The organism is Caballeronia sp. EK (assembly GCF_014384845.1).
Taxonomy (GTDB): Bacteria; Pseudomonadota; Gammaproteobacteria; order Burkholderiales; family Burkholderiaceae; genus Caballeronia; species Caballeronia jiangsuensis.
In genome coordinates, this window is sequence record NZ_JACSUE010000002.1 from 863,642 (window position 1) to 886,580 (window position 22,939).

The window sequence follows — 22,939 nt, forward strand, 5'->3', positions numbered from 1 at the left end:
GGGCCGCTGAAAGTGCGGCTTCACTCGGGATGACGATTCGCGCGAAAAAATATTTACCGCTTTTCCGGCGCTAAAGATTCGCCGCGCTGAAACGTCTCTATGTAGAGGTGCCTTCAGCACCGCTTTCCCGACTTCAGCGACGCCTTGCCAATGACTGCCATCAACGAGCCTTTAGATTCCTCCGCCACGCAGAAGCCCGCGGCGCGCCTGATCCTTGCGTTGCTCAGGCGCTCGCGCGGCGCGTTCGCAACCGCGCTCGTCGCCTGTGTGATGAACGGCATCGCGAGCGTGATGCTCGTCGCGACGCTCAATCGCGCGCTGTCGACGCCCTCTTCCGCCGATGGCGCGCTCGCCTGGCGTTTCGCGTTATGCGCGGTGATCGCGCTCTTCACGCGCGTGATATCGGGCGTGCTGTTCGCTAGGCTTTCGCAGGACACGATGGCGCAGTTGCGCGAACACGTCGCGCGACGCGTGGCGGCGGCGGAGTTGCGCGATGTCGAGCGCATCGGCGCGGCGCCCGTGCAATCCGTATTGACCGACGATGCCACCAACGTGTCGATGCTCTTCTTCGCGTTGCCGAACATCGTCATGCACGGGTCGATCGTGTTCGGCTGCCTTGGCTATCTCGCGTGGCTGTCGTGGCCGGTGTGCCTGCTCGCGCTCGCGGCCATCGTCACGGGCTCGCTCGGCTATCACCTGGGTGATAAACGCGCGATCGCATCGCTCGAAGCCGCGGGGCAATCGCAGGACAAACTGTTCGGCTATCTCGGCGCGTTGTTCGCGGGGGCGAAGGAACTGAAGCTGCATCGCACGCGCTCGCAACAGTTCGTCGACGGACAACTGGGCGCGGCGATCGGTGAGGTGCGCGATCATCGCCGGCGTGCGTTCAGCGCGTATGCGGTCGGCGTGGGCTGGATCATCTTTCTGTTCTACGGTTTTCTCGGCGCGGCGGCGTTCTGGCCGTCGCTCGGCGTGCGCGCCGATGCAGGCTCGACGGCGGGCTATGTCGTCGTGTTTCTCTTCATGCTCGTGCCGCTCGATGGTCTGCTCAACAACATTCCCACGCTGAACGCGGCGCGTGTCTCGCTCGCGCGCATCGAGAAGGTGATGGCGGAGTTCGGCAGTCTGCGCGTGCAGGCGTCGCCGGTTTCATCGACGCACGATGCGAGCTTCGAAACGCTCACGATGCGCGGCGTTACGCACTCGTATTTTCATGAGCGCGATGAGCGCATGTTCCGCATCGGTCCCGTCGATCTGACGTTCAGGCCGGGCGAGCTCGTGTTCATCGTCGGCGGGAACGGCAGCGGCAAGACCACGCTCGCGAAAGTGCTGACGGGGCTTTATGAACCGGAGTCGGGCGTGATCGAAGTCGATGGCAAGGCAGTCGATGCCGATAGCCGCGCGGCGTATCGCGAGCGCTTCACGGCCGTGTTCAACGACTTCCATCTTTTCGATGCGCTGCTCGGCATCGTCGATCCGAACGATGCATCGCGCGCCGCCGCCGATGCGCGCGCGAATGCGCTCGTCGCGCGGCTCGCGCTGGATCACAAGGTGAAGGTGATCGATGGCGCGTTCTCCACGCGTTCGCTTTCGACCGGTCAGCGCAAGCGGCTCGCGCTGGTGGTCGCATATCTCGAAGACCGGCCGCTTTATCTTTTCGATGAATGGGCCGCGGATCAGGACCCGGCGTTCAAGGCGGTGTTCTACGAGCAGTTGTTGCCCGAGTTGCGCGCGCGTGGGAAGACGGTGATCGTCGTGACGCATGACGACCGGTATTTCTCGCTCGCGGATCGGGTGCTGAAGCTGGAGAACGGGATGGTGGTGAACGAGACGCGTAGTGGGGTGAGGTCGGCGGTGGTGGATGTGGCCGCGAATGGGACGATGGGGTGAAGGACCGGGGCGCGATGCCCCGTTTTTTATGCAGGCGAGACACGCAGCCGCCCCATGTATCTCGAAATTTTTCTTTGATAGAGTGCGAACCCTCGTTCGCGATGCACGCAAGCTGAACGCTCCAATACATCTATCGATAAGGAAAACAAAATGGCCCGCAACTCTTCTCAACAGCCTTCATTCGCTTTCGTATCCGCATCGTGGGGCGCATTGCTCGCCGGCTTTTGTGCCTATCTTGCCGGCCTCTGGAACGCAGGCATGCAGCTCAACGAGAAAGGCTATTACTTCACCGTGCTGGCATATGGGCTCTTTGCGGCGGTCTCGCTTCAAAAGAGCGTTCGCGATCGCGTGGAAGGCGTTCCGGTCACCGGGATCTACTACGGCTTGAGCTGGCTGTCGCTCTCGCTCGCCATCCTGCTTCTGGTAGCCGGCCTGATGAACGCGACGCTCGCGCTCAGCGAGAAAGGCTTCTACGCAATGTCCTTCGCGCTGACTCTATTCGGCGCGATCGCGGTTCAGAAGAATACGCGCGATATGCAGGCCACGCCGCAGCACGCCGAATAACCGGCCTTCAACCGATTTCGCCCGCTACGGAGCAGTTCGCGGCAACGCCATCAACTTCTCCGTAATCACATCCCCCAGCCTCAACGCCGACATCGGCCCGCCGAATCCCCAGATATTCGGTTCGACGAGCGTCACGCGCCCTTCCTTCTTCGCAGGAACGAAGCGCCACACGGGCGAATCGAGTTTCGTATCGACGGGCACGTGCGCACCCGAAGCCGTCACGAACAGCACGGCCACATCCGGCTGCTTCAAAAAGTCCGCCGACGTCAGATACACCGTGCCCTCGCGCGTCGGCTTCTCCGGCCACAGACGAACGCCAAGCGCGCGCGCCACGCCCGCCGCCGTGCTGTTGCCCGTATAAGCCCAGTATCGATCGGGCAAGCCGAGTTCCTGCAACAGCGCGAAGCGCGTGCCCGTCAAACCCGCTTCTTTCAAACGCGCCGCGTCGCGCGCGAGACCCGCATCGAGTTTCGCGTCGGCATAGCGCGCTTGTCGCTCACGCCCCGTCATGCACGCGATCGTGTGAAAGATGCTGCGTGTCCATTCGAGCTGCGTGCGTGCGCCGTCGCCGTTGCCGTTCTCGACATCTGGACTGAACTGAAAGAGCACCGTCGGCGCAATGCGATCGAGCGCAGCGAAAATCGGCGCATGACGGTATCCCACGCCGATGATCAGATCCGGCCGCGTCGATGCAATCGCTTCCAGGCTCGGCTCCTGACGCGTGCCGACCGTCGGCACGCCCTTGAAGCGCGCGCTGTCGTAGCCGATCCAGCCGTCGTAATACTCGGGATCGACCACGCCGACCGGCGTCATGTCGAGCGCGGCCACATCCTCCGCGAACATGAATTCGAGCACGACGATGCGCCTCGGGTGCGCGGGCATCGTCTTGCTGAACTGCGAGACCGTCGGATTGCCGGCGAGCGGCGCGCATGCCTTGTTCTCGTCTGCGAACGCATGAGAGCCCGCCAGCGCGATGCACAGACACGCCGCAAGCGATACCGCGCGCTTCAGCGGATCGCGTCCTGCAACGCGAGTTCGTCGTCGCGCATCGTCAAAAGCAGCGGGCAGCTTGCGCACAGTTGCGTCTCTCCAGGAATTTCATAGCGCACGCAGCACACGCGGCGCGCGCGGAACGGGTTGGGCAGCAGCGGCGAACGCGGCGTCGTGTCACGGAGCGGCGCGCGCAGCGGGTTGTCATCGGTCGCGCGGAAGAGCCATGTCGCGTCGATGTCCGCATCGTTCAGAATCGAAGGGCAATTCGCGAGCAGATAATCCAGCAGATTGCCCGCGTTGCTCCACAACACACGCGGCGCGATCTTCGTCATGCCCGCGATCATGCCGATCACGCTATCCAGATGCGCGACGAGGCCCGCGTAGCGGCGCGCGGGATCGGCGTCGGGCGCGCGCAATGCATCGGCGTCGAAATGAAGGGCGACGGGCATGCCTTCTTTCAGCACGAGATGCGTGCGTTCGGGCGCCATGTCGAGCGGACGGCCGAGCAGCCGCGCCGCCGCTACGCCAGCGGGCGCGGCAAGTCCGAAGTAGTACTTGCTCCACTGCGACAGCAACGCGCGTGCGTGCAGCCCGGCATCGCCGCCGTAGAGCGCGATCATCGCGGCGAGCAATGCATCGCGATGATCGACGAGCGCTGTCAGTGGAATGCGCACGGCGTCATCGCCGGGACATTCATCCGGCGTGCCGAGCCACACGTTTTGCAGATACGGCGCGAGTTCGGGCGGCGCGAACGCGGCGAAGCTGCACGCTTCGGGCTTCATCGCGCGCGGCCTCGTCCCTTGTCGCGGCGCGTTTCGATCACGAGCAGCGCCAGCATGTAAGGCGCGCCGATCAGGGCAGTCAGCACGCCCGCCGGAATCTCGCGCGGCGCGAGCAGCGTGCGCGCGGCGAGATCGGCGGCGGCCAGCACGAGCGCGCCCAGCAACGCCGCGAGCCAGAGCCGCGTGCCGTGCGAACGCGCGCCGAGCATCGTCGCGAGATGCGGCGCCATCAGACCGATGAAGCCGACCGGTCCCACGGCCGCGACCGCCGCGCACGCGGCGAACGTCGCCACGGTCAGCACGAGCGGACGCAGCAACGCGATCGGCAGCCCGAGCGCGGATGCCTGATCGTCGCCGAGCGCGAGCAGATCGAGCGGACGCGCGATCAGCGCGAACACCGGCAGCGCCAGCACGCACCACGGCAGGATCGTCGCGACTTCGCCCCAGCTTCGCCCATACGTGCCGCCGACCAGCCACACGACGAAGCGCGCCGGCTGCACGCTCTGCTGCGTGATGAGCCATTGCGCGAGCGTCGTGCACAGCGTGCCGATGACGATGCCCGTCAACGCCACCGCGAGCGGCGCGTATTGATGCCGTCGATTGAAAAGCAGCGTGACGACGAGCGTCGCACCGCCGCCGACGAGCGCGGCCGCGGCGAGAAAGAGATGACCGGCGAGCGGCCAGATCATCAGCGCGGCGAGCGTCGCGAGTCCCGCGCCTTGCGTCACGCCGAGCACTTCGGGACCGGCGAGCGGATTGCGCACGATGCTCTGCATCAGCACGCCGCTCGCCGCGAGCAACGCGCCTGCGAAGAGCGCGCACAAGAGACGCGGCGCGCGCAGTTCGAGCAGCATGCGGGCGATGTCGTCGGAATGCGTGAGGGCATCGATCCAGCGCGCGGGGCCGAGCATCGTCGGACCGATGGATGCGCCGATCACGAGCACCGCGCATCCGATGACGACGAGCAGCGCCGCGAGCGCGGGCCACGGCAGCGCCGACAACATCCGCACCGCACGCATGCCGCGTTTCACCGATTCACCCACCTGGCCCGCATGCAGCGCGCCGGACCACGCCGCGCCGCTGCGGATCATCGCGAGCATCAGCGGCGTGCCGACGAACGCGATCGCGACGCCCGTCGACAAGGTCGAATCGAGATCGAGCGCGAGCACGGCGCTGTCGGTGGCGAGCACGAGCGCGCCGCCCGCGAGCGCCGAAAGCGGCACGAGCGCCGCCAGCTTCGACGACTTCGCGCCGCGCATCATGCGCAGCAGATTCGGCGCGATCAGCCCGACATACGACAACGGCCCCGCGATCGCCACCGCGACGCTCGCGAAGCCGACCGCGACGGTCATCGCGAAGAGGCGCGTCGCGTCGACGCTCACGCCGGCGGCTCTGGCGGCATCGTCGCCGAGCGCGAGCGGATCGAGCGGACGGATCACGAAGGGCAACGCGGCGAGCGGCAACACGAGCCACGCGAGCGCCGACAGCAATCCCGATGCGCCGGGCTGGTACAAACTGCCGCTCGCCCACAACGACGCCCCGACGACCGTCTGCTCGAACAATGCGAGCAGGAGCGTCGAGATCGCGGAAAAGAGCAGCATGCACACGCTGCCCGCGAGCACGAGCCGCAGCGGCGTCGCGCGCCAGCCGCCCGCCGCTGCCGCGACGCAGCCCGCCGCCGCGAGTCCGCACACGAACAGCAAGGGCGCCGACGCCGCGCCGACGATCTGCGGCACGATCATCGCCGCGAGCAGGCCGAGTTGCGCGCCGCCGGTGATGCCGAGCAGATCGGGCGCGGCGAGCGGATTGCGCGTCAGCGCCTGAAAGAGCGCACCCGCGACCGCGAGACAGCCGCCCGCGACCAGCGCCGCCGCGACGCGCGGCGCATTCAGATCGAAGAGGAAAACATGCGCGAACTGCGCGGCATCGCTGCCCGGCGGCGCATCGAGCCATGCGCGACATTGCGGGCCGAGACGCCATGCGGCGAGCGCGAGAATCGTCGCGATCAACGCAGCCGCGATGACGCCGACGCGATTGCGCGCAGCCACACGATGCGGCGACGCGTTGGCATGAACATGCGTCGTCATGCGGTCTTCCGTCCGACGATCAGCTCGATCACGAGCGACAAGCGCCGCCAGAACGAAGCCTTGTGACGCCAGCGGCGCCGGGTAGCGAGCGTCGTCATGCAGCGATATCCCTTTGCCCGATGCCTTCGTAAGCGGGCACGCACATCGGCGCGCCGGTCTGCGGATGCGTGACGCGCAGCATGCGCACGCCGAAGGTCTCCTGCAAATGACGCGGATCGATCATCGCCTCGGGCGAGCCCTGCGCGACGATGCGCCCCGCGCGCATCAACACGATCTCGTCGGAGAACGCCGCCGCCTGATTCAGGTCGTGCAGCACCCAGACGATCGTGAGTCCGCGCTCGCGATTGAGCCGTCGCAGTTCCTGCAGGATGTCGAGTTGATGATGGATGTCGAGATACGTCGTCGGCTCATCGAGCAGCACGATGGGCGCTTCCTGCGCGAGCGCCATGCCGATCCACGCGCGCTGCCGCTCGCCGCCCGAGAGCGCGGCGACATCGCGTGCGGCGTCGTCGGTGAGTCCGCTCGCATCGAGCGCCGCATCGATCGCCGCGTGGTCCGCGCGCGTGAGGCCGCGCATCCAGCCGCCGTGCGCATAGCGCCCATATGCGACGAGTTCCCGCACCGTGAGCCCCGCCGGAATCTGGTTGAACTGCGCGAGCATCGTGAGCGTGCGGGCGAGCTCGCGGCGGCGCATCGATGCGACCGGCTTGCCGTTCACGTCGACGATGCCCGCGCGCGCGGGCTGCAATCCGGCGAGCGTGCGCAAGAGCGTGCTCTTGCCGCAGCCGTTCGGCCCGCACAGCGCGGTGACGCGGCCCGCGGCGATATCGATATCGAGGTTCTCCAGTACGACGTCGTCGCGATAACCGACCGTCAATGAACGCGCGCGAAGCGCCGGACGAACTGTCATCGCGCCTCGCGGTAACTCTGCGCCATCGCGACGACGACCTTGCGCGGCCCTTCGAAGGGATCGCGTGCGTGCGCGCTCAGCATGTTGTCGAGCATCAGCACATCGCCCGTGAGCCACGGGAACGTGATGCGCTCATCGTCGAGCACGGCGCGGATCTCGGCGAGCGCATCGGCTTCGAGCGGCGCGCCGTCGCCGTAAAAGACGTTGCGCGGCACGTTGTCCAGCCCGACGGCATCGACGAGCGCTTCCTGCATGTCTTCGTCGAGCGTCGAAAGATGGAAGAGATTCGCCTGATTGAACCAGACCATGTCGCCCGTGCGCGGATGGCGCGCGACTGCCTGACAACGCTCTTCCGTGCGCAGCAGCCGTTCGCCGTCCTCGCTGTCGCGCCATGCGCAGGCGATGCCGCGCGCCGCGCAGATTCGCTCGACCTCGCGCGGATCTTCCGTGCCGAACGCGTTCTGCCACGGCAGATCGAGCCCTTGCCCGAAGTTGCGCACGTAGAGCAGTTCGCGCTTCGCAAAGCGTTCGACGAGCGATGGAGACAACGCGCGATACACCGCGCGGCTGTCCGCGATCGGCGTCGCGCCGCCCGAGCGCGCGGCGAGCGCGCAGTGGAACCAGATGCGCATCGGCCATTCGCGCGTATACGACTGCTCGTTGTGCAGCGGAATCGAGCGATGCGGCGGATATTCCGTCGACGTGTACACCGCGCCTTCGACCTGGCTGCGCGGCGTCGATGCGAATTCATAGCCGATCAGCGGATCGCCGAACGACGCGGCGAAGCGCTGGAACGCCTCGATCGACTCGACGCGAAAGCCGGTGAAGCGCACGCCGCCCGCGCGTTCGAGCGACTCGGCGACGATTCGTTGCAGCAGCGGCGTGGCGTCGGCGAGCGTCATGTCGGCACCCGAGCGCGGCGATACGACGACCGGCAGGCCCGGCTCGATGCGCAGATCGGCCAGATCGGGCGCGGTCACGGATAGTTCGGTCATGCTGAATCCTCGAAGCGTGCGGATCAGTTGAGGCGCGACTTCGCCTGCGCGTTCAGCGCGTCCATGTGACGGCGCAGGCTCGCGGGCCGCATGTCGGTCCACGCGCTCTCGATGTACGCGAGGCAATCGGCCTTCGCGCCGCGCTTGCCGGCTTCGCGCCAGCCCGCGGGCACTTCGCGGAAGGTCGGCCAGATCGAGTACTGCTCTTCGTCGTTGATGACGACCGTGTAGAGGAGATCGTCCGCTGCGTGATTCTGGTTTTGCTGTTGCGTCATGGTGATGGGTCTCTCTGATGCGAAATGGGCCTTCATCGAATAGACGTTCGAGGCGCGCGCTTTTTTACCGCCGACGCGCCCGCCCGCCGACGAACACCGGACACGCGACATTGCGTTCGCGCGCATCGAGACAATCGGCGCAATGCTGCTGCGCGTCGCGCACCATGAAATGCACGAGCGTCTGCGAGACGTTCAGCGCGCGCGCCGTGCTCTGCAGCGTCTCTTCGCCGAGGCGAACCATTTCGAAGGCGGTGCGGCTGCGGTCGGGCAACTGCGCGAGCGCATCGCAGACGCGGCGCAGCGTGTCGCGCGCCTGCACGCGCGCTTCGGGCGTGAGTTCCTGCGAGGGCACGTCGAAGCCGTCTTCCTCGTCCGCGCGATAGATGTTTTCGAGGCTTTGCCGGCGGCATGCGTCGATCGAGGCGTTGCGCACCATGCGCGCGATGTAGCCCATCGGCTGACGCACCGCGTCCTGCTGCGGCAAGTCGATGAGACTGACGAAGACGTCGTGCACCACGTCCTCGGCGCGGCTCGCGCAACCGACGACGCCGCGCGCCATGTTCACGAGCATCTGCCGGTTCGCGACGGCGATATCGAGCAGGCTCGGCTCGACCGATGGCCGCTCAGGCACCGCTTCGGGCGCGACCGGATCGAGCCGATGCCAGTACGCATCGAGAGACAGATTCGAAGGCGGCGGCGAGATCGAAGAACGCTTCGACGATGCCGGCTGGACGCGCATGTAAGCCATAAATCGTGCTCCACTTTCGTAGGAGCCGCAAAGCTAGCGTAAACGCGAATCATTCTCAACATAGCCCCTGCGCGTCAGGAGGTTGTAAGTTTATGCCCGAGTTCGGCGCATTCCCTGTGTGGGCGCGGGAGTCCGCCGAGTGGACAAAATGTCAAGAACGTCCGCCGAATCAATATTTTTTATCGCGCGTGCAATCTCCATTGCATGCGTTGGCCGGCGGCCGCCCGCCTAAAGTTTCGATCCGAACGACCGTTATCCGATGTGTGGTCCGGCTTTCCCGCGAGGGTTCAGCCATCGCCGGACCGCCGCCGGAATCCAACATGGACCAACAGACTGAGGTGTTCACCCTGCCGCGCGGACGTGCGGCAACGTGGTTGCTGCACGCGGGAGCCGATATCCCCCGCGCGATCCGTGTCGCCCTCGTCGGGAGCCTGTTCGGGACGCTGCCGATTTTCGCGGGCGGCGTGCTGAATACGGTCGCCGTCGCGTGGGTGCTGGCTCGCCGGCATCCGACGACCGCGTTCCACATCTGGCTCGCGCTCGAAATCGCCGTGTGCCTCGTGCGGCTGTGCGTGCTCGTCGTTGCCCGGCGTCGGGCGCGCGCGCGCAAATCCACGCTGACCGACACCTACGTGCTGCTCGCGCCGCTGTGGGGCGCGACGGTCGGCTACGGCGCGCTCGTCTCCGTGCTATCGGGCGACTGGATCGCCTCGACGCTCTCGTTTCTATCCGCGGCCGCGATGGTCGGCGGCATCTGCTTCCGCAATTTCGGCGCGCCGCGTCTCGTCGCGGTGATGATCTTTCTGTCGCTCGGGCCGTGCTGCATCGGCGCGGTGCTGGCGGGCGAGCCGACGCTCTGGCTCACGCTGCTGCAAATCCCCTTTTATCTCTTCGCGATGAGCGCCGCGGCATGGCGCCTGAACGGCATGCTCGTCTCGACGATGAAAGCCGAGCAGGAAAACGACCGCCGCGCGCGCCACGACGAACTGACCGGCCTGTTGAACCGCGCGGGCCTCTTTCAGGCGGTGCGTTCGCGCGTAGCGGGGCATGCGCGCGACAGCGCGGGCACTGCTTTGCTGTATCTCGATCTGGACGGCTTCAAGGCCGTCAACGATGCCCACGGCCACGAAGTCGGCGACACGCTGCTCGCGCTCGTCGCGCGGCGCCTGCGGCATCTGTCGGGCGAAGGATCGCTGGTCGCGCGGCTCGGCGGCGACGAGTTCGTGATCGTCACGCCGCCGCACGCCGATCCGCTCGCGCTGCCCGATGTGATCGTGCGCGAACTGTCGAAGCCGTTTCTCACCGATGGCGGCGTGACGCTCGAAATCGGCGTGAGCATCGGCATTGCGATGTTCGACCATCATCATGACGAGCTCGACGGCGTGCTGCGCGACGCCGACAACGCGCTCTACGAGGCGAAGCGCGCGGGCAAGAGCCGCTGGGTTTCGGCGGGTGTGCGCGAGGTGGTCGGGCTCGTGGCCTGAAGTGTCAGCCGTTCAGGGTGCGCCTTCTCAAGCACGATCTTCGAACAACCGCCGATCCCACAGCACCGGGCGCGGTTTCGACACGTCGAACCTGGCGGCATCCGGATGCGCCGGATTCACGATCGCGTTGTACTCCGCGCGCGCCACGACGGATGGCACGAACAGGATGGCCGACCTCGCTTCATCCAGCCATTGATCGCCGATTCGACGTGCGATGCGCAAATCCGGGCCGTCCCATCCTCTGGGCAGATCGGCGGCTTCGATGCGCTCGATGCCGACATCGTCGGGCACGGTCGCCTCGACCCAGACATGCGTCTTCGGCACTTTGCCGATGCGTGCATGCACCAGCACTTCGAGCATCGCGCCCGCGAAATTCAGCGCGGCATAGATGGCGAACTTTCCCGGACTATTGAAGCGCCCCCCGACCAGCATGGCTCCCGTGCCGTTCCAGACCGGATAGCGCCCATCGGCAATGCGGAACAGCCGCCGTTGACCCGCGCCTTGTTCTTTTTGCTTTCTTGCAGCGTTCACGCAGGCAGCCCATAGAAGAGTTTCCACATCAACTCTTCGACGCGCCGGGCGCCGAGTTCCGTGAGCGACACCTCGAGCGGCGTGCGCCCTTCGAGCATCGGATGGGGAACATTGAGGAATTCGCGTGCATCGTCCTCGTCGTCCCACACGTATTGCGCGGTCGCGACGACGCGCGCGAGCCGCTCCGTCCTCTCCGATTCATCGGGACTCAAACGATCGCGGCGACGCTTGAAGGTCGCCTCCGGAACGATGCGCGCCAGCAGCGCGCGACGTTCTTCGGCGCTGCGCGTCGCATGTTCGACCCCTTCCTTCAATGCGGATTTCGGCAATCCGCCACGAATCTGCTCGTCCAGTTCCGCGACGGAATGAGGGACGGGCTTGAGCGCCATCACTGCGGCGATTCTTTCGGGTGATACGAGTATCATTCTGCCACCTCGGCATCATATGATGCTTACTGATAGCTCAAATGATACCGTATTTCGGCATCGCACTCAGCGCTTCTCCACTTCCACCGTCTTCGCATAGCCGGTAAGTTCGAGATACCCGCGCCCATTCCCGCCATCGCCGTCCAACGTCACCGCGCCTTCCCAATACAGCGCCCCGGTCGAATCGCGCGAGTCGAGTTCCTGATCGTCGATGAGCGGAGTCAACCGCCAGCGCATCCCGCCGACGCGCACGTTCATCGCGACCGGATAAATCGTGTTCGTGCGCGGCGAGCGCCATTGCCGCTCGGGCGTGAACTCGACATCGCCCGGGCCGAATCGCCGCATTCGACCGTCGCGCTCGCGCAGCGCGGCGTGCGCCCAGACCGCATGGCCGTCGCGGGCGCGGACCTTGAAGGCCATCAGCGCGGCGCCGTCGTCGAGATTGGCGCCGAGCCAGTCCCAGCCCGCCGCATCGGATGACAACAGCGTGCTCGACCATTCGTGATCGAGCCACGCGCGGCCCGTCACCGCGACGCTCGCATTCGCCTTTCCCGATGCCGATGGCCGCGTCACGCTGCCCGTCACCCGCAACTGCGGCTCGCTGTAGTAATAGCTCGCCTGCTCCGGCGACGGACCCTTGCGCGAATAGCCCTGCTCGCCCTGGATCATCGGCGGCTGCGTCGGCGTGAAGGTGAGATGGAGCGCGAAACCGGCGGCATCGGCGATGACCGCATAGCGGCCATCCGCCTCGCGCGTCATGCGCCACGCGTCGAGCTTGACGTCGGTGTTGCCGTCTTTCGCATACGCGAGGCCGAAGCCCTGCCGCGCGACGTTCTGATCGTGCACGAGCCGTCCATACGCGGGATCGGACAACGCCGCGTGCGCGATGATCAGTTGCGACGGATCGAACGCGCTCCCGCCCTGCTTCTTTCCCGTGTTCGAGCGAAAGAACGTGATCTGAAAACCGAGCGGCCGATGATCGGGCGTTTCGAGCCAGCCGGTCGCGTACCACCATTCCGTGCGATACGACGGATGCGCCCCGGTATCCTTCGGCCATTCGATCGCGTGTCCCGGCACGACGGGCGCGAATGCTGGTTCATCGGCGAATGCGGCCAACGACGAAAACAGCCACGCGAGCAGCAGGACGCGCATCACCAGTCCTCCCGCACGGCGCGCACCGCATCGACGGACACGGCGCGGCGGCCCGACAGCACCGCCGTCGCGCACGACGACGCCAGCATCACGCACGCGATGATCGCGATCATCGTCCACGGAACATGCAGCGACATGCTCCAGTGAAACGACTGCGGGTTCACGACGAACACGAGGATCAGACTGATCGCGAAGCCGAGCACGCAGCCCATCGCGATGCCGAGCAGCGTGAGCCATCCCGCTTCGGATGCCAGCAACGCGAGGATCTGCGCGCGCGTCACGCCGACGTGCCGCAGCATGCCGAATTCACGCGAACGCGCGAGCGTCTGCATCGAGAACGTCGCGCCGACGCCGAACAAGCCGATCACGATCGCCACCGCTTCCAGCAAGTACGTCACGGCGAAACTGCGATCGAAGATGGTCAGCGTGCGCGCGCGAATCTCGCCGGGTTGCGAGAATTCGAGCGCGTCGCCGAACGGGAGCTTTTTGATCGCGTCGATGACCTGCGCCGCGCTCGAACCCGCGCGCAACGTGATCGCGATATCGGTCGTGGTCGTGTCGCCGGTGAGCCGACGGTAATCGGCGATACGCATTTGCAGCGCGCCCGTCTGCCGCACGTAGTCGCGCCAGATTCCCGCGACGACGAAGCGCTCGTTCGCCCCGCCGACAGGCAAGCTCACGCGCTCGCCCACGCGGTAGCCGTACAGATCGGCCATCGCTTCCGAAGCCCAGACCGGCGTCTCGTCCGCGCGCCATGCAGACGGCGGCAACACGTCGCCGGTCATCTGCAAGCTCGCGCCGGGATCGGCGGCGTCGAGTTCGCGGGCGATCAGCGCAACGGGCGGTTTCGCGGCATCGAGCGTCAGTTTCGACGCCCGCGTGAACGCCGCGTGCGCGACGCCGTTCGCCGCGGCGAGCTGCATCTGCTGATCGGGCCGCAAGCCGCCCGTGTCGCCGCTCGACGCCATGCGCACATAGAGATCCGCCGACAGCAGATGCGCGAGCCAGTCTTCCACCGACACGCGAAAGCTCGTCACCATGATCGCCATCGCGACGATCAGCGTGAAGCTCGACAGCACGCCGCCCATCGCGATCGATGCCTGGCCCGGCGCATTCGCGATCCTCGCGAGCGCGAGCGCCGCGACGGCGTTGCGCGGCATCGGCGCGCGGCGAAACACGATCGCCGTGAGACGCGGCATCAGCGCGATGCCGCCGACGAGCAGCAGCGCGACGGCGACATATCCGGCGATGGGTGTATCGAAGACCGGCGGCGCTTGCGTCAGCGCGGCCCCGGCCGCGAGGCACACGAGCGCGGGCCACGGCGTGCCGAGCGGCGCGAGCGCGGCTTCCTCGCTGCCCGCCTTCAACGCCGGCGCGGGACGCGCGCGCGCCGCTTCGAGCGCGGGAACGAGCGTGCCCGCGAGCGCGACGCCGATGCCGAGCGCGAGAAAAATCGCGCTGGCGACCGGCTCGAAGGCGATGCGCGGATCGACGCCGGGGAAATATCCGCCGCCGAGATCGCTGCCGAAAAAGCGCAGCGCGAGCGCCGCGACCGTGAAGCCGAGCGCGATGCCGAGCACGCCGCCCACGACGCCGAGCAGCGCGCCTTCGAGCATGATCTGCCGCACGAGCGACGCGCGCGTCATGCCGAGCACGCGCAGCATCGCGAACTGCGCGCGGCGGCGCACGACGCCCGCGGCCTGCGTGGAAAACACGAGAAACGCGCCGGTGAACAGCGCAACGAGCGCCAGCACGTTCATGTTGATGCGATACGCGCGGGAAAGCCGGTCGGTGCGGCTTTCGATATCCTGCGTTTCCGTGACGACGAGCCGCCCGCCGAGTTCGCGTTGCAGCGTCTGCCGGAACGCATCGCGATCGACGCCGCGCGCGAGCTGCAGATCGACGCGCGAGAGCTTGCCCGCGAGCGCGAAATGCGTCTGCACGGCCGCGATGTCCATCACCGCGATGCGTTGCCCGGCACGCGTGCGCGCGATGCCGCCCGCGACACGCAACGTCACCGGCGACGTGCCGCTCTGCAACTCGACATGCCTGCCATCGTGCGCGCCGAGCCAGGTTTCTGCGGCAGGCGAAAGAAAGATGGCGTCGCCGTCTAGCACATCGAGCGATGCATCCGGCCTCGGCACGCCGGTCAGATCCGGCGCAATGCGTTTCGCGCGGAACACGTCGATGCCGAGCACCTTGAGCGGCGTGTTCTTGCCGGGCACGGCGACATCGACTTCGAGCACCGGACTCGCGAGCGCGACGCCCGGATGCGTCGCGAGTTGCGGATAGACGTTCTCGTCGATGAAAGGCTGCGCGCCGCGCACCTGCAAGTCCGCTTGCCCCGAGAGACTGCGCGCGGCGGCGGAAAACTCGTTGAACGCCGCGCCGTTGATGAGCTGCACCGCATATCCCAGCCCGACGCCCAGCGCGATGGTCAGCATGGCGACCAGCGCGCGGCCCCGATGACTGCGCCATTGCGCGCCGAGCAGCCAGCGCGTGAGCGTGTCGAAACCGCGGCGCGTGACGGCGACAGCGTTCATCGCGCGAGCGTCGCGGCGTGCAATGCGCCGTCGCTCAGGATCACGATGCGATCGGCGAATGCGGCGGCCGCTTCCGAATGCGTGACCATCACGGTCGCGGCTTGCGTCGCCTTCGTTTCGGCGCGCAGCAATTCGAGCACTTCGTGCGCGGTCTGCGGATCGAGATTGCCCGTGGGTTCGTCGGCGAGCAGAAGGCGCGGCCGATGCACCAGCGCCCGCGCAATCGCGACACGTTGCAGTTCGCCGCCGGAAAGCTGGCGCGGCATGTCGTCGCCGCGTCCGTCGAGGCCGACCGCCGCGAGCATCGCGCGCGCCGGTGCGGGCGGCATCCCGTTCAGCAGAAGCGGGACCGCCACGTTCTGATAGAGCGTCAGATGCGGCAGAACATGGAACGCCTGGAACACAAAGCCGAGCTTTTGCCGGCGCAAGCGCGTGGCGGCATCGTCGGAGAGCGTGGAGATCGATGTGCCGTCGATCAGCACGTCGCCGCTGTCGGCGGTATCGAGACCCGCGATCAGATTGAGCAGTGTGGATTTGCCGACGCCCGAATCGCCCATGATCGCGACGAACTCGCCCGCCCCCAGCGCGAAGTCGAGCGCGTCGAGCACGATGCGGCCGCTGCCGTACTTCTTCGAGAGGCGGCGGCATTCGAGGGCGGGAGAAACGTCCGGGTCGGCGGGTCGCATTGCGGATTGGATGGGGAGGATGTCGCGGTTCGGGATTTCGCAAGCATTGTGCCCAACGATCGCGCTTTCGGCTCGAATGCGTCGCGAGGCATGTCGGGTTATCCCTGATGCGCTCCGCATTGACTTAAAACGACGTCGAAATCAAACTGTGATCACAGATCAAAGATCAGCAAGGAAACGCACGTGTCGCCCCGATCCCTGACGCAACCCATGCCGCAACTCGAAGTCATCGCCACGGAAACGATGGCGACCAAGGTCTATCAGCAACTGCGCGAAGCGATCATGAGCGGCAGTTTCGCCGCCGGCCAGCCGCTGAGCCTGCGCGGCGTCGCCGAAGCAGTCGGCCTCTCGACGATGCCCGTGCGCGCCGCGCTCACGCGACTGCGCGCGGAAGGCGCGCTGGTCGATGGCCCGTCGCGCGGCCTGATGGTCCCGCCGATGACGCTCGAGTTGCTCGAAGAACTGCGCGACGTGCGCATCGCGCTGGAAGGCTGCGTCGCGGAACGCGCGGCGGCCCGCATGATGAACGACGACGTCGCCGCCGTGCAGCGCATCTTCGACGAAATGGATGCCCACGTCGAAGCCGACGATGCCCGCGCCTATCTGCGCTGCAACTTCGCGTTCCATACGAGCATCTACCGGCACGGCGCAAGCGAGATGACGCTCGCGACGATCCAGAACATGTGGATGCGCATCGGTCCGTTCCTGAACATGGTCGCGCCCGACGTGGCGCACATGCGCGTGTCGATGCAGGCGCACCGGCAGATCATCGATGCGCTGTGGAAACACGACGGCGCCGCCGCGCGCGAAGGTATCGCAAAGGACATTCGCGACGCGGCGAGCGATCTCGAAGCGCGTCTGCGTTCGCAGGAACCGCGTATGCGGCGTCACGCGCAAAGCTGAACGACGAAGGCGCAACGCGCGCCTCTTCATATAATCATCAGTATTACTAATCGCTTGAGCGAGGACGGCGCACGTCCCGCAAAACATAACCAGAAAGGAGTCGTTCGATGGATTTCACCAAAATGCTCGTTCCCCGCGCAGGCCTGCGTGTGCTGATCACGGGCGGCGCGTCGGGCATCGGTCTCGCGATCGCGAAGGCGTTCGTGTCGACGGGTGCGCGCGTGCATGTCTGCGATGTCGATCCGAAAGCCATCGACGCGATTTCGACCGTTTCACCGTCGATCACCGGCACGCGTGCGGATGTCGCGAGCAAGGACGACGTGAAGCGCGTCTTCGAAGACGTGCGACGCGAGCTCGGCGGCCTCGACGTGCTGATCAACAACGCGGGTATCGCGGGCCCGACGGGCGGCATCGACGCGATCGATTCCGACGACTGGGAAAAGACCATCGACGTGAATCTGAACAGCCAGTACTACTTCTCGCGCGAGGCAGTGCCGATGTTGCGCGACGCGACCGATGGCGGCGTGATCGTGTTCATGTCGTCGGTGGCGGGACGTCTCGGCTATGGCTTTCGCACGCCTTATTCCGCGACGAAATGGGCCGTGGTCGGCCTCGCGAAGAGTCTCGCCATCGAGCTCGGTCCCGACAACATTCGCGTGAACGCGGTGCAGCCGGGCATCGTCAAGGGTCCGCGCATGGAAGGCGTGATCGCCGCGCGCGCGAAACAGCTCGGCATCGGCTACGAAGAAATGGAAAAGCAATATCTCGCGAAGATTTCGCTGCGCCGCATGGTCACGCAAGAGGAAATCGCCGCGAGCGTGCTGTATCTCAGCTCGCCCGCCGGCAGCGCGGTCTCGGGTCAGGCGCTCTCCGTCTGCGGCAACGTCGAAACGCTTTGAAGCAAGAGGAAAACATGGCAACGAAACGCAAGGTCATCATCACGTGCGCACCGACGGGCGCGATCCATACGCCGTCGATGTCGCCGTATCTGCCGGTCACGCCCGACCAGATCGCCGAAGCCGCGCTCGCGGCAGCGAAGGAAGGCGCGGCGATTCTGCATCTGCATGCGCGCGATCCCGAAGACGGACGCCCGACGCAAGACCCCGCCGTGTTCCAGCGCTTCCTGCCGCGCATCAAGTCGCAAACCGATGCCGTCATCAACCTGACGACGGGCGGCAGTCCGCACATGACGGTCGCGGAACGCCTGAAGCCCGCGCATCACTTTCAGCCGGAAGTGGCGTCGCTGAACATGGGCTCGATGAACTTCGGTCTCTATCCGATGCTCGACCGCTTCAAGGATCTCAAGCACGACTGGGAACGCCAGCATCTCGAGAAGAGCCGCGATCTCGTGTTCAAGAACACGTTCGCCGATATCGAATACATCCTCACGTCGTGCTCGGCCAACGGCACGCGCTTCGAGTTCGAGTGCTACGACATCTCGCATCTGTATAACCTCGCGCACTTCGTGGATCGCGGGCTCGTCAAGGGACCGTTCTTCGTGCAGAGCGTGTTCGGCTTGCTGGGCGGCATCGGCGGGCATCCGGAAGATCTCGCGCACATGAAGCGCACCGCGGATCGGCTGTTCGGCAACGACTATGTGTGGTCGATTCTCGGTGCCGGTCGCAATCAGATTCCGCTCGGCTCGATCGGCGTCGCGCAAGGATCGAACGTGCGCGTGGGTCTCGAAGATTCGCTGTGGATCGGGCCGGGTCAGCTCGCCGAGTCGAGCGCGGCGCAGGTGCGCAAGATCCGTCAGGTGATTGAAGGCATGTCGCTCGATGTCGCGACGCCCGCCGAAGCGCGGCAGATGTTGTCGCTCAAGGGCGGCGACAACGTGAACTTCTGATTTTCAAACGCACGCGCCGCGTGACCGGCGCGTGCGCTCGCCATTAAAAATACAACGCTTAACGGAGACACTTTCTTGAAACGCCTTCCCGACACCGCATTGCCCGCGCGCATCGCGCGCCCCTTCTGATTCCGGGAGTCATCATGTCCAAGCCCAACACGACGAGCGTCTCGTCGCACGCATCGCTCAACAGCCTGATGCTGCGCAAGCTGATGCCCTTGCTGGTGATCGTCTATGTGATCAGCTTTCTCGATCGCACGAACATCGCGCTTGCGAAGCATTCGATGAGCATCGATCTCGGCATCTCCGCCGCCGCATACGGACTCGGCGCAGGTCTCTTCTTCCTGACCTATGCGGCCTTCGAGATTCCCAGCAACCTGATCATGCACAAGGTCGGCGCGCGCTTCTGGATCACGCGCATCATGGTGACATGGGGCGCGCTGTCCGTCGCGATGGCCTTCGTCACCGGCGAGACATCGTTTTATGTGATGCGCCTCTTGCTCGGCGCGGCCGAAGCCGGACTCTTCCCCGGCGTGATGCTCTATCTGACGTACTGGTTCGGACGCGAGGAACGCGCCCGCGCCACCGGCTACTTCCTGCTCGGCGTGTGCGTGGCGAATATCGTCGGCGGCCCGCTCGGCGGCGCGCTGCTCGAACTCGACGGCCGGCTCGGCTTTCACGGCTGGCAATGGCTCTTCGTGATCGAAGGCGTGCCCGCGATTCTGCTGGCGTTCGTCGTGTGGAAAATGCTGCCCGATCGTCCGACGAGCGCGTCGTGGCTTTCACGCGATGAAGCCGTCGCGCTGGAACGCCGACTCGCCGCCGAACAGGACGCGCAGGGCGGCGGCCACGGCGCGGGCGCATTGCGCAGCGTGCTCGGCGATCGTCAGGTGTGGCTCGCGATTCTGGTCTACTTCTGCCATCAACTGACGATCTACACGGTCATCTTTTTCCTGCCGGGCATCATCGGCGCGTCGGGGAAATTTTCTCCGCTGATGATCGGCATGCTCAGCGCGACGCCGTGGGTCGCAGCCGCGATCGGCGCAGCCACGCTGCCGCGCTTCGCGAGCGATTCGTCGAAGAGCCGTCGCATCCTGATCGCCGGACTCGTCATCATGGCGTCGGGCATGCTGATCGCGGCATGGGCGTCGCCGGTGATCGGCCTGCTCGGCGTGTGCCTGTCGGCGCTGATGTTTTTCGTCGTGCAGTCGATCATCTTCACGTTCCCGCAGTCGCGCCTGTCGGGCAGCGCGCTCGCGGGCGGTCTCGGTCTCGTCAATTCGTGCGGCCTGCTGGGCGGCTTCGTCGGACCGACGGTGATGGGCATCATCGAGCAGACGACCGGCCGCGCGATGAACGGGCTCGTGTGTCTCGCGATCGCACTCCTGATCGCCGCGGTGTGCAGCACGCGCCTGCGTCATGGCAACGAGGATTGCGCCGACGACAAACGCGGCGTGATGTCGAACGCGTAATACGCCGACGCTTCAACCCTGCGGCAACGTGCCGGGCCGGATATACGCGAACATGTGCGCTACGTAATCCGGCTTGCCGAGCGGCACGCCGTGATTGCGCAGGATCGCGTATGCGGTCACGGCGTGAAAGTAAAACTGCGGCAAGCACCAGTCGCGCGCGTATTGCTCGCCGGTCATATCGAACACGATGCCGTTGGGCAGATCGAGCGCGATCTGCGCATCGGCGCCGGCATCGAGCGCATCGGGCGCAAGGCCCGAAAGAAACGCGATCGCTTCCGCAATGCGCGCCTGCGCGTCGGCGAACGAGCCTGGCTGCTCGTTCGACTTCCATCCCTCTTCACGCACGCTGCGCAAGGTCGGCGGCACGGCTTCTCCGCGCAATCGATACGCCGGCTCCTGCGCCTGAAAGCACACGAAGCGCACTTGCGCCGCGAGCGGATACATATCGGGCGCGAGACGCAGGGTCACGAGCGCATCGGGATTCGCGTCCTTTTCCTGCTGATGCGCGGCGGCCTTGTCGAGCCATGTCGACAGGTTCTTCAGCGTCTGCAAGAAGGTCGGAACGAGAAGACGGGTCAGTTGCATGAAAAACGCTCCACGGGTTGAAGTTCCGCGATCTTATCCCGATGCGGAACTTCCTCGCGCGGAACGCTTCACAGCAAGCCAAATACGACGACGCCCGTTTTCGTGCCCACGTACACCTTGCCGTTCGCGATGGTCGGCGAGATGAACTTGTTGTTGCCGAACTGATCGCGTGTGCCCGCCTGATTGCTGTTGTACAGCTCGGTCGCGAGATTGCCCGCGTTGTACGCATGCAGCACGGCAGTGGGCGTGGTGTTCTCGACGCCCCATACGATGCCGTTCGTGCTGCCGTTCGCGGAGATGACGGGCGCGAGGCCGGGGAAATTCCAGTTGCCCGCCGGGCTCGTGGTCTGACTCGACGCGACCGTCGCCACCACCGCGTTCACGACCGGCAGCGCCTTGAGGTGATCGCCCGCAGGACCGATATAGATCGTATTGTTGTAAAACGCGGGCGCGGTGAACACGGGGCCGGTGATCGTCGAATACAGCGGCTGATAGATGTGATCGCCGTTCGAATCGAACTTGCCCATCGAGTCGCGATTCACGACGTACAGCACGCGCGTCTTGCCGCCGCCGATTGCGAGATGCTGCACGTTGCCGTTGATATCGGTGACATCGGGGAGGACCAGCACGCCGCCCGAGCCGAGATCGAGGTCCGCGTTCGATTCCGCGATGGTATCCGACGGCTCGAAGTAATCGCTCACCTGAAGCGCCAGCGTCGGCGTCGGCGTGACCTTCAGGAAGCCGTTGCCGAAGTCGTTCTTGTTGGGCATCTCCTGCGCGTTGGTGGTCGGATCGAAGGTGCCGTTGCCGTCGAGGAAATAGATCGACGTGCCATCCGACGCGAGGCCCGCGCCGCCCATCCAGATGCCGCCCATCTGGCCGTTCGGCGTCACGTTGACGATGCCTGTCTGCTTGAGCGTATCCGCGCTGTAGCCGATGACCCAGCCGGTGTACGGCAAGGCGTCGCAATGCGAGCTCCATGCCGTGTAGACGACGCCGTTCATGAGCAGCAGCGACGCGCGCTCGATGTACTGGCCGGGCGTGAAGGGCACGACGCCGTTCACGCTGCCCGATCCGGTGCCGGGATACGAACCGGTGATTTCGGTCGGGCCGCCGAAGAGCTCGGCGCCTGTCGCGATGTCGATTGCATGAATGCGCTGGTGATACGCGCCGCCGCTGTCCTTCGACATGCCGACGACATACATCGCGCCATTCGGCCCACGCGTGCGATCGATGACGGGCGTCGCCGTGATGCCGATGGTCGGCGTGGTCTGGTCGCAGCCGTGATCGTCGCTCGGAACTTCGCCCGCGAGCAGCGTGGAGACGTGCCAGAGCACGGTGCCCGTGTCGGCATCGAACGCGTAGATGCTTGCGTTCTCCGTTTCGACATACAGCACGTTATGCGTGCCGCCCGCGATCGGCACGTTGCCGAGAAAGAGCGGCTGGGCATCGACGGCGCCATCGACGGTATAGACGCCGAGCTTGCCGAATGTCGAGCTGTTGACGTTGGCAAGCGTGAGTTTGGTTTCGGCGAGCTGCTGCGCGGTGCGGCGCATGTCGTTGTGATACGTGGTGACGTCCATCGGCGTCGCTGCGGACGGCCGGGTCGTCGCGGGCGTGCTCGCGCCCGAAGGTGCGCTCGCGCCGCTTGCCGGCGATGCCGACGATGCGGATGATGCCGACGATGCCGGCGTCGCCGGACTCGACGCCGCAGCCGGCGACGATGCCGATGCCGCGCCTCCGGATGTCGCGGACGGATCGGAGCTGGAACTGCCTCCGCTGCATCCGCCGATGATCGCTGCAATGGCAACTGCGGTCACGCCAACCGATAAATGCCCTTTCATCTGCGGATCTCCGTTTCGGGACGAGCGGCCGGCCCCCGATGCTCGCGATTATTGTCTGCGGCGGCTTAATACGGGAAAAGATCGTCGGGGGACGGCTAGGATTTGGCGGAACGGTCGGTCTCGCTCCCGTGCGCCCTTCCCTCTGAGTTAAGCACACGCCGGAGAAAAGTAAAAAAGCTTAAATCGGATAAGCCGACAAAAATTGAACGGTTAGGCTTATTGCT

21 protein-coding genes are annotated in these 22,939 nt (G+C 65.7%); 7 read left to right on the forward strand and 14 right to left on the reverse strand.

The genetic code is table 11. The features are described 5' to 3' along the window. The first annotated feature begins 150 nt into the window (after positions 1 to 150). Complete coding sequence (locus tag IAG25_RS08340; RefSeq protein ID WP_187604417.1) at positions 151 to 1,890, forward strand: cyclic peptide export ABC transporter; 1,740 nt, start codon at positions 151 to 153, stop codon at positions 1,888 to 1,890. 150 nt (positions 1,891 to 2,040) lie between these two features. Further along, positions 2,041 to 2,454, forward strand: a complete 414-nt coding sequence (gene yiaA, locus IAG25_RS08345) for an inner membrane protein YiaA (protein ID WP_187604418.1) — start codon at positions 2,041 to 2,043, stop codon at positions 2,452 to 2,454. A 24-nt stretch (positions 2,455 to 2,478) separates the two neighbouring features. Here yiaA and IAG25_RS08350 read toward each other — a convergent pair whose 3' ends face one another. The 7 genes from IAG25_RS08350 to IAG25_RS08380 all read right to left on the reverse strand — a co-directional run bounded on the left by IAG25_RS08350 (position 2,479) and on the right by IAG25_RS08380 (position 9,244). After that, a complete protein-coding gene (locus tag IAG25_RS08350; protein ID WP_375336508.1) occupies positions 2,479 to 3,465 on the reverse strand; it encodes an ABC transporter substrate-binding protein in 987 nt (328 codons plus the stop codon). Beyond that, positions 3,462 to 4,229: a siderophore-iron reductase FhuF gene (gene fhuF, locus IAG25_RS08355; RefSeq protein ID WP_187604419.1), complete on the reverse strand. Its 768-nt coding sequence runs from the start codon at positions 4,227 to 4,229 to the stop codon at positions 3,462 to 3,464. Before fhuF ends, IAG25_RS08350 begins: the two co-directional genes overlap by 4 nt. After that, entirely contained in the window at positions 4,226 to 6,316 is a 2,091-nt protein-coding gene (fhuB, locus tag IAG25_RS08360; protein WP_187604420.1) for a Fe(3+)-hydroxamate ABC transporter permease FhuB, read from the reverse strand. Before fhuB ends, fhuF begins: the two co-directional genes overlap by 4 nt. Before the next feature lie 94 nt (positions 6,317 to 6,410). After that, positions 6,411 to 7,226 carry an ABC transporter ATP-binding protein gene (locus tag IAG25_RS08365; RefSeq protein WP_187604421.1) on the reverse strand — a complete coding sequence of 272 codons (816 nt, stop codon included), beginning with the start codon at positions 7,224 to 7,226 and terminating at the stop codon, positions 6,411 to 6,413. Beyond that, entirely contained in the window at positions 7,223 to 8,221 is a 999-nt protein-coding gene (locus IAG25_RS08370; protein WP_187604422.1) for a TauD/TfdA family dioxygenase, read from the reverse strand. The genes IAG25_RS08365 and IAG25_RS08370 overlap by 4 nt, the downstream gene beginning before the upstream one ends. Positions 8,222 to 8,244: 23 nt before the next feature. Then, positions 8,245 to 8,496 carry an MbtH family protein gene (locus IAG25_RS08375; protein ID WP_187604423.1) on the reverse strand — a complete coding sequence of 84 codons (252 nt, stop codon included), beginning with the start codon at positions 8,494 to 8,496 and terminating at the stop codon, positions 8,245 to 8,247. A 64-nt stretch (positions 8,497 to 8,560) separates the two neighbouring features. Next, positions 8,561 to 9,244, reverse strand: coding sequence for an RNA polymerase factor sigma-70 (locus IAG25_RS08380; protein WP_187604424.1), 684 nt, complete (start codon positions 9,242 to 9,244; stop codon positions 8,561 to 8,563). A 320-nt stretch (positions 9,245 to 9,564) separates the two neighbouring features. On the opposite strand from IAG25_RS08380, the gene IAG25_RS08385 reads away from it, so the two are divergent. Next, on the forward strand, positions 9,565 to 10,728 hold the full coding sequence (locus IAG25_RS08385) for a GGDEF domain-containing protein (RefSeq protein ID WP_187604425.1): 1,164 nt from the start codon (positions 9,565 to 9,567) through the stop codon (positions 10,726 to 10,728). Between the two features lie 27 nt (positions 10,729 to 10,755). Here the strand turns inward: IAG25_RS08385 and IAG25_RS08390 are convergent, their stop codons facing one another. The 5 genes from IAG25_RS08390 to IAG25_RS08410 all read right to left on the reverse strand — a co-directional run bounded on the left by IAG25_RS08390 (position 10,756) and on the right by IAG25_RS08410 (position 16,065). After that, positions 10,756 to 11,259: an RES family NAD+ phosphorylase gene (locus tag IAG25_RS08390; protein ID WP_187604426.1), complete on the reverse strand. Its 504-nt coding sequence runs from the start codon at positions 11,257 to 11,259 to the stop codon at positions 10,756 to 10,758. Then, positions 11,256 to 11,684 (reverse strand): antitoxin Xre/MbcA/ParS toxin-binding domain-containing protein, encoded by a 429-nt coding sequence (locus tag IAG25_RS08395; protein WP_187604427.1) that lies wholly within the window; start codon positions 11,682 to 11,684, stop codon positions 11,256 to 11,258. The genes IAG25_RS08390 and IAG25_RS08395 overlap by 4 nt, the downstream gene beginning before the upstream one ends. A 66-nt stretch (positions 11,685 to 11,750) precedes the next feature. Next, the gene (locus tag IAG25_RS08400; protein WP_187604428.1) at positions 11,751 to 12,836 is read right to left on the reverse strand and encodes a lipocalin-like domain-containing protein; all 1,086 of its coding nucleotides are present in this window, start codon (positions 12,834 to 12,836) and stop codon (positions 11,751 to 11,753) included. Next, positions 12,836 to 15,379: an FtsX-like permease family protein gene (locus IAG25_RS08405; protein ID WP_187604429.1), complete on the reverse strand. Its 2,544-nt coding sequence runs from the start codon at positions 15,377 to 15,379 to the stop codon at positions 12,836 to 12,838. The genes IAG25_RS08400 and IAG25_RS08405 overlap by 1 nt, the downstream gene beginning before the upstream one ends. Further along, positions 15,376 to 16,065, reverse strand: a complete 690-nt coding sequence (locus tag IAG25_RS08410) for an ABC transporter ATP-binding protein (RefSeq protein ID WP_187604430.1) — start codon at positions 16,063 to 16,065, stop codon at positions 15,376 to 15,378. Before IAG25_RS08410 ends, IAG25_RS08405 begins: the two co-directional genes overlap by 4 nt. A gap of 210 nt (positions 16,066 to 16,275) precedes the next feature. Between IAG25_RS08410 and IAG25_RS08415 the strand changes: the two genes are divergently transcribed. From IAG25_RS08415 to IAG25_RS08430, 4 genes are all read left to right on the forward strand, one after another. Further along, complete coding sequence (locus IAG25_RS08415) at positions 16,276 to 16,968, forward strand: GntR family transcriptional regulator (RefSeq protein WP_187604528.1); 693 nt, start codon at positions 16,276 to 16,278, stop codon at positions 16,966 to 16,968. Between the two features lie 107 nt (positions 16,969 to 17,075). Then, positions 17,076 to 17,867 carry an SDR family oxidoreductase gene (locus tag IAG25_RS08420; protein ID WP_187604431.1) on the forward strand — a complete coding sequence of 264 codons (792 nt, stop codon included), beginning with the start codon at positions 17,076 to 17,078 and terminating at the stop codon, positions 17,865 to 17,867. A gap of 14 nt (positions 17,868 to 17,881) precedes the next feature. Further along, the gene (locus IAG25_RS08425; protein ID WP_187604432.1) at positions 17,882 to 18,814 is read left to right on the forward strand and encodes a 3-keto-5-aminohexanoate cleavage protein; all 933 of its coding nucleotides are present in this window, start codon (positions 17,882 to 17,884) and stop codon (positions 18,812 to 18,814) included. A 143-nt stretch (positions 18,815 to 18,957) separates the two neighbouring features. Further along, positions 18,958 to 20,286, forward strand: coding sequence for an MFS transporter (locus IAG25_RS08430; protein WP_187604433.1), 1,329 nt, complete (start codon positions 18,958 to 18,960; stop codon positions 20,284 to 20,286). 12 nt (positions 20,287 to 20,298) lie between these two features. Here IAG25_RS08430 and IAG25_RS08435 read toward each other — a convergent pair whose 3' ends face one another. Beyond that, a complete protein-coding gene (locus tag IAG25_RS08435) occupies positions 20,299 to 20,871 on the reverse strand; it encodes a DUF1993 domain-containing protein (RefSeq protein ID WP_187604434.1) in 573 nt (190 codons plus the stop codon). Positions 20,872 to 20,939: 68 nt separating this feature from the next. Next, the gene (locus IAG25_RS08440; protein ID WP_187604435.1) at positions 20,940 to 22,715 is read right to left on the reverse strand and encodes a PQQ-binding-like beta-propeller repeat protein; all 1,776 of its coding nucleotides are present in this window, start codon (positions 22,713 to 22,715) and stop codon (positions 20,940 to 20,942) included. Positions 22,716 to 22,939: the final 224 nt, after the last annotated feature.